The 6637-nt window shown below is 64.7% G+C and carries 7 protein-coding genes; 4 read left to right on the forward strand and 3 right to left on the reverse strand.

Annotation, left to right across the window (positions count from 1 at the left end; all coding sequences use genetic code 11):
• Positions 1–1119 (reverse strand): chloride channel protein (locus EN906_RS17955; protein ID WP_164777219.1); only part of this gene is annotated, 1119 nt, incomplete at its 3' end.
• A 158-nt stretch (positions 1120–1277) separates the two neighbouring features.
• Here EN906_RS17955 and rlmN point away from each other — a divergent pair.
• The 3 genes from rlmN to EN906_RS17970 are packed head-to-tail and all read left to right on the forward strand — an operon-like array spanning position 1278 to position 3441.
• Positions 1278–2513, forward strand: coding sequence for a 23S rRNA (adenine(2503)-C(2))-methyltransferase RlmN (gene rlmN / locus EN906_RS17960; RefSeq protein ID WP_127271171.1), 1236 nt, complete (start codon positions 1278–1280; stop codon positions 2511–2513).
• 35 nt (positions 2514–2548) lie between these two features.
• Positions 2549–2965, forward strand: coding sequence for a hypothetical protein (locus EN906_RS17965; RefSeq protein WP_236382957.1), 417 nt, complete (start codon positions 2549–2551; stop codon positions 2963–2965).
• Positions 2962–3441 (forward strand): hypothetical protein, encoded by a 480-nt coding sequence (locus EN906_RS17970; protein ID WP_127271178.1) that lies wholly within the window; start codon positions 2962–2964, stop codon positions 3439–3441. Before EN906_RS17965 ends, EN906_RS17970 begins: the two co-directional genes overlap by 4 nt.
• Positions 3442–3447: 6 nt before the next feature.
• Here the strand turns inward: EN906_RS17970 and EN906_RS17975 are convergent, their stop codons facing one another.
• Both EN906_RS17975 and EN906_RS17980 read right to left on the reverse strand, forming a co-directional pair.
• Positions 3448–4089 carry a LysE family translocator gene (locus EN906_RS17975; protein ID WP_127271180.1) on the reverse strand — a complete coding sequence of 214 codons (642 nt, stop codon included), beginning with the start codon at positions 4087–4089 and terminating at the stop codon, positions 3448–3450.
• A 125-nt stretch (positions 4090–4214) separates the two neighbouring features.
• Entirely contained in the window at positions 4215–6290 is a 2076-nt protein-coding gene (locus EN906_RS17980) for a bifunctional diguanylate cyclase/phosphodiesterase (RefSeq protein WP_236382960.1), read from the reverse strand.
• A 151-nt stretch (positions 6291–6441) separates the two neighbouring features.
• Between EN906_RS17980 and EN906_RS37755 the strand changes: the two genes are divergently transcribed.
• The coding region (locus EN906_RS37755; protein WP_206529110.1) for a hypothetical protein at positions 6442–6637 on the forward strand (196 nt) is incomplete at its 3' end.

A 6637-nucleotide genomic window follows, 5' to 3' on the forward strand; every position in this document is an offset into this window, starting at 1 on the left:
GCCGAGGAGTGCCGCAGCCCCAGTGCTGGCGCCGAAGAGGAGGCCGAGCGAACTGCCGATGCCGGCGCCGACCGCCAGCGAGGGCGCGAAGATGCCGCCCGGAATGCCCGAGATCATCGACAGCAGTCCCGCCAGGAACTTTTCGGCAAAGAAGAACCATGGCAGCGGCGTGCCTTCGACGGCGCCCCGTGCCTGCACGTAACCGGTGCCGAAGGTCAGCCCGCCCGAGGCGATGCCGATCACTGCAACCAGCAGCCCGCAGACGGCCGCGACCAGCAAAGCGCGCTGCAAAGGCTGCCCAGTGTTCCAGCGCCGGATCCGGCGTGTCGCCTTCAACGCCAGCAGCGAAAACAGCGCGCCGAGCCCGCCGCCGATGACGCCGCAGGCGATCACCAGCGGCCACTCGGCGGCAAACGAGATCGTGTCCTTGGCGACGCCGAAATAGGTGTAGTTGCCGAGCAGGCCGAGCGAGGCGAGGCCGGCCAGGATCACCGCCGTCAGCACCAGCCCGTTGGTACGCGCCTCGTAGGTGCGGCCCATCTCCTCGATGGCGAAGACGATGCCGGCCAGCGGCGTGTTGAAGGCGGCGGCGATACCGGCGGCCGACCCGGCCAGAATCAGGCCCCGCGCCTGCACCATGCCGCCCCAGCGCGCCGCCTGCAGCATCAGCGACGCGCCGACCTGCACGGTCGGACCCTCGCGGCCGATCGAGGCGCCGCAGAACAGGCCGACGATGGTGAGCATGATTTTGCCGACCACCAGCTTGAGGGACAGGATATGACTTCGGTCCTCGTCGTCGCGAAGATGGCGGGCGGCGATCGCCTGCGGAATGCCGCTGCCTTGCGAGCCGGGAACGAAGGTGTGGGCAAGCCAGGCGCACAGCACGAAACCCAACGGCGTAACGGCAAGCGGCAGATAGAAACGCCAGCCGCCTCCGTCTCCTGTCATCAGGTGAAACAGTTCCTGCGCCCTGTCCGCCAGCACCGCGAACAGCACGCTGATCACACCGATGCCAAGCGCCCCGGCCCAGAACACCAGGCGCGGCTGCCACACCCGCCGTGAGCCCCACATCGCGCGCGAACGCCGCAGCATGGGATATCTTCGCGATGTGCCGGCCATGTCTGTCCTCGAGCGGGGAGTATCGAGCCCTAACACGTGCAGGCCAGAGGTTAAACCGGCACAACCCATGACTCTGCCCTCAACCTGTGCTATGCGCCGCGCTTCCTTTCCGGCACGATGCGTGAAATCGGCCGCAAACCGCTTATATCAGTGCAACCATGACCCTTTCATTCGATCTCACCACTGACGGCGCCCGCGACGCGTTGCGCGCCCGCGCGGCACAGCCCGAAAAGCCGTCGCTGATCGGCCTGACGCGGGTCGAGCTCGCCGAGGCTCTGGTTGCATCAGGCACTGTGCCCGAGCGCCAGGCGAAAATGCGCGCCCAGCAGCTGTGGCACTGGATGTATGTGCGCGGCGTCTCCGATTTCGCCGGCATGTTCAACATTTCCAAGGATCTGCGCGCCGAACTGGACAAGCACTTCACCGTCGCCAGGCCCGAGATCGTCGAGGAGCAGATTTCCGCCGACGGCACGCGCAAATGGCTGTTCCGCTTTCCGCCGCGCGGCGCCGGCCGGCCGGTCGAGATCGAGACTGTCTACATTCCCGAAGAGGGTCGCGGCACGCTGTGCATCTCCTCGCAGGTGGGCTGCACGCTGACCTGCTCGTTTTGCCACACCGGCACGCAGAAGCTGGTGCGCAATCTGACGGCTGAGGAGATCCTCGCCCAGCTGCTCACCGCCCGCGACCGGCTCGGCGATTTTCCCGACCGCGACACGCCCGACGGCGCCATCGTGCCGGCCGAGGGCCGCAAAGTGTCCAACATCGTCATGATGGGAATGGGCGAACCGCTTTACAATTTCGAAGCGGTCAAGAAGGCGCTGCTGATCGCTTCCGACGGTGACGGCCTTTCCTTGTCGAAGCGCCGCATCACGCTGTCGACCTCCGGCGTCGTGCCGGAAATCTTCCGCACCGGCGAGGAGATCGGCGTCATGCTGGCGATCTCGCTGCATGCCACCAATGACGATCTGCGCGACCTGCTTGTGCCGATCAACAAGAAGTATCCGCTGAAGGAGCTGATCGCCGCCTGCCGCGCCTATCCCGGCCTGTCGAACGCCAAGCGCATCACCTTCGAATATGTGATGCTGAAGGATGTCAACGATTCCATCGAGGACGCCAAGGGGCTGATCAAGCTGCTCAAGGGCATTCCGGCCAAGATCAATTTGATCCCGTTCAACCCGTGGCCTGGCACCAACTACCAGTGCTCGGACTGGGAGACGATCGAGAAATTCGCCGACTACATCAACAACGCCGGCTATGCCTCGCCGATCCGCACGCCACGCGGCCGCGACATCCTCGCCGCCTGCGGCCAGCTCAAGTCCGACTCCGAGCGCATGCGCAAGGTCGACCGGCTGGCGCTGGAAGCGATGATGATAGCGGGGCACGGCGAGGCGTGAGCCGCCCCGTCGCCTGGCTGAAGCGCCTCGCCGTGATGGCGGTCGGCTATATCGCCGCCGTGCTGACCTCGATCCTGGTCCCGGTGCTGCTGATCGCTCTTCTGGAAGGTTTGGAAGATGGCAACTGGTCCATCATTTTCGCTTTCGACTGGCTGGGTTCCTTCCCGCTCGCGGTGTTGACCGTGACGATCGCCGCGCTGCTAATCGTCGGCCCGGCGCTCTTTGTCGCTGAATGGTTTTCGCTTCGGGGATGGTTCTACTTTGCCGCCACGGGTGCGATCACGTCCATCGCCTTTGGCGTGTCCATGCCGCGCTCGGCCGGCAGTTTTATCTTCAATCCGGGCTTTCTCGGTTTCCTGGCCACCGCCGGCATTGCCGCCGGTTCGGTCTACTGGCTTCTGGCCGGACGCAAGTCGGGCATGCGCCGGGATTTGGGCCGAGATCTGGGATGACCCGTCTCGTCGGCTACCTCATCCGTTTCACCGTCATCCTGTTCGGCTATGCCATCGCCTCGCTGGCGGCGAGCGCCTTCCTCAACATCCTGTTCCTGGCCTCTCTCGGCTACGCACCGGAGCAAGCGCAACCGGCGGTGACGGCTTCCCTGTATTTCTCGATTCCCTTCGTCGCCCTGTTCGTCGCCTATTTCGCCCTGATGCCGGCTTGCATAGTCATCCTGCTTGCCGAGATCCTCGGCCGGCGAGACTGGCTGTACTATGCCTTGGCGGGCGCGGCGGTTGCCGGCGTTTTCCTCGGGCTTGCCGACCACAGCGGTGACACCGCCTTCACGGTCAGGGACACCAGCGCCATCATGGCGGTGATCGGCGGCGGCATGGTCGGCGGCATCTTCTACTGGCTCAGCGCCGGGCGCTGGGCCGGAAGCTGGTGGCAAGGCGAACCAGAATCCGGCGATGGTGGTCGAGCAGGATGACGGCCGCTATTTCGCCTGGGCCGTCAGGATCTTGAGCGCGAAGGCGGAGAACACGCCGGCAAAGAGATAGTCGACCACCCGCGTGACGCGCGGGCTGGCCTTCATCGCCGCCGAGAACTTTTCCGCCGCCAGCACCATCGGCACGGTCACCGGGACCGACAACACGATGAACATGAGTCCGAGGAAAAACAGCTTTCCCGGGGCGTTCGGATCATGCGCGGAGACGAACTGCGGCAGGAAGGTCATGAAGAACAGGATGATCTTCGGGTTGAGCAGATTGACGCCGAGTCCCGCCGCCCAGCTGCGCAACAGCGAAATCTCGGGGCCGGTCTTCTTCTCCGGCGAAAAGGCCGAGCCCCTGGTGATCGCCTGCCAGGCCAGGAAGACGAGATAGCCCGCGCCGAAGATCTTCAGCACGAAGAAAGCCATCGGCGAGGCGACGATCAGTGCCGAGACACCGACAACCACCAGCGTGGTGTGGATCAGCGTGCCGCACAGCGCGCCGGCCATCGAGGCAAAGCCGGTGGCACGGCCCTGGTTGAGCGTGCGCGAGACGAACAGCGTCATGTCCGGACCCGGCGTGATCGCCAGGATGACCGTGGCAATGGCGAACTGGATCAGCGTGGCGGTGTCTGGAATGAACGACATGAGCGGCCCCAGGGAATTGGGAGGCCTATACAGGATGCGCCATGACGATGCCAGACACAGCAGCCACCCGATGTCGATCCAGCAGGCGTCCGCAAGGCATTCGCTGGACGGCCGGCCGCGGCGTCCTATGCCTGCCTGCTCAGCCGCATCCTCGCCGGCTCCTCCGCGACGAGTTGATCGTTGCTAACATCGGCGTCCCCGGTGATCTGGTCGATCGGCTTGGGCCGGCCGAGGAAATAGCCTTGCGCCTCGTTGCAGCCTTCGACCTGCAGGATGGTGAGCTGGACATGCGTCTCGACGCCTTCGGCAAGCACCGGAATGTCGAGGCTGCGGCCCAGCGTCAGCACCGCCCGGATGATGGCCTTGGCCTGCGGGCTTCGCTCGACGTCAGCCATGAACGAGCGGTCGAGTTTGATCTTGTCGAAGGGAAACGAGCGCAGCGTATCGAGCGATGAATAGCCGGTGCCGAAATCGTCGATCGCGATCGTCACCCCCAGCGCCTTGATCTGGCGCAGGACATGCAGCGTGCGCACCTTGTCGGCGACGATCGTCGATTCGGTGAGCTCCAGCTCCAACCGTTTCGGCGACAGCCCGGTCTCGATCAGGATTTGATGGATGAGCTTGGCGAGATCGGCATGGGCGAACTGTACCGGTGACAGATTGACCGCGATCTTGTGGCCATTGCCCCACGAGGCCGCCTGGCGGCACGCGGTCCGCAGCACCCATTCGCCGATCGCCATGATCGAGCCGTTCTCTTCGGCAATCGGGATGAATTCAGCGGGCGGAATCATGCCGTGCACGGGATGGGTCCAGCGCAGCAGCGCCTCGTAGCCGCAGGTGGCGCCGGTCGGGACCGAGGTCTGCACCTGATAGTGCAGCGAAAGCTCGCCGCGGTCGATCGCCTGGCGAAGGTCGGTGGCCAAGGCGCGGCGCGCCCGCGCCGTCTCGTCCATGGCGGATTCGTAGAAGCAGACGGCTCGCGTGACGTCGTTCTTCGCCCGGTACATGGCAAGATCGGCGTTGCTGACCAGCCGCTCGCGGTCGGCCCCGTCGCGCGGATAGACGGCGACGCCGATGCTGGCGCCCGCGGCGATCTCGAAATCGTCGAGCCGCAACGGTTCGAACAGGGATTTCTCCAGCCGCGAGACCAGCCCGAGAAGGTCCTTCTGATCCTTGAAGCGCTTGATCGCGGCGAACTCGTCACCGCCGAGCCGGGCGACGAACTCGCCCTCGCCGGTGAGTTTCGCCAGCCTGCGGGCGACGATCTTGAGCGCCTGGTCGCCGGCCGCATGCCCCCTGAGGTCGTTGATCTCCTTGAAGCGGTCGAGATCGATGACGATGACCGCCGTCATTGTGTCCTCGCCCTCGCGTGCCCGGTCGATCTCATGGTCGAGGCGGTCGTTGAAGGAGACCCGGTTGGGAAGGCCGGTAAGGGCGTCGTTGAGGGCGAGATGCTGAAGCCGCTCGAAACTCTCCAGACGGCCACGCTCATCGATCAGATAGCTGGCGAAGCCGGTGGCCGCGACGATCAGGCCCACCACGGCGACGGCGACCGCCATTGCCACCAGAATATCGGGATTGGTGCCTGTGCTGATGAAGGACAGCGGCGTCACCGCCACCGCGGCCATAGCCGTGAAATGCAGGCCGACGATCGCCAGCACCAGCAGCCCGATGGCGAGATAATGCGACCAGCGGTATGGCCGGCGCACGGCATGGCCGACGGCCAAGGCGGAGAACACGGCCGAGATGACCAGTGAGGCCACGACATAGGAGCCGTCCCATTCGACGATGCCGGCAACATGATAAGCCATCATGCCGGTGTAGTGCATGGACGAAATCGCCAGGCCGACGACGATGCCGCCCCATTCCGGAGCCAGGCGCCGGCTCTTGCCGGATGCGAGGGTGAAGCCCAGCCCGGTGCCGATGATGGCGATGACCAGGGATGCCATGGTCAGGACCGGATCGAAGGTGATCGGCGCGCCGGGCTGGTAGGCCAGCATGGCGATGAAATGGGTGCACCAGATCGACGAGCCGGCGGCGACCGCGGTCAGGAACAGCCAGCCCTTCATCTGCACGCCGGCGGTTTTCCTCGAACGGTCGAAGAGGCCGATCGTCACCCAGCAGCCGGTGACGCACATCAGCGCCGCCAGCAGGACAAGCCACAGATTATGCTCCATGGCGATGCATGATATAACGCGCATCAAGAACGGCCCGAGTCCGAGGACACCCACGACAAAGCAGGCAAGAAGCCGCCCGGAACGTGGTCAAGGCGGCTTTGTCGTAAGTGTTAGCGGCACGGCGTGAAAACTTGATTAAGTCCCTCCAGCAAATGCAGCCTTTGATTGCAGCAGATTGTTTTCGCTGCCGGCCGCCCCCGGCCATGCGCTGGACCAGAAGCCGTGCATGCACGCGTGCTTGCTCGCTCTGCCGTTCCTGCTAAAAGGCGCTGCGACAATCCGTGACGCCCAGGCTGGGGCGTCCGCCATCGACGGAGTAGAAATGTCCAAGGCCAAAGACGTCAAAAAAGTCGTGCTTGCCTATTCAGGCG

The sequence above is a fragment of the Mesorhizobium sp. M7A.F.Ca.CA.004.06.1.1 genome, from assembly GCF_003999135.1.
Classification (GTDB): domain Bacteria; phylum Pseudomonadota; class Alphaproteobacteria; order Rhizobiales; family Rhizobiaceae; genus Mesorhizobium.